Below are 275 nucleotides of genomic sequence, written 5' to 3' on the forward strand. Positions count from 1 at the left end.
ACCGCTATAGCGGTCAGCAGGATATTATAGTGGGGACTCCAATAGCAGGCAGAGAACATCCTGATTTGGAGAATCAGATCGGTCTTTATCTTAACACCCTTGCAATACGGACAATATTTGAGAACGAGAATAATAGTTTTGCATCCTTGCTTGATAAGGAGAAAAACACGCTTTTATCGGCTTATGAACATCAGATGTATCCATTTGATGAGCTGGTAAGTAAGCTTAATATAAAACGAGATATGAGCCGTTCGGCATTATTTGATGTGCTGGTT

At 40.0% G+C, this 275-nt stretch carries 1 protein-coding gene; it reads left to right on the forward strand.

All coding sequences use genetic code 11. The features are described from left to right. The coding region (locus tag SB772_RS40700; protein ID WP_410838610.1) for a condensation domain-containing protein at nt 1-275 on the forward strand (275 nt) is incomplete at both ends.

The organism is Paraburkholderia sp. SIMBA_030, from assembly GCF_046535245.1.
GTDB lineage: Bacteria > Pseudomonadota > Gammaproteobacteria > Burkholderiales > Burkholderiaceae > Paraburkholderia.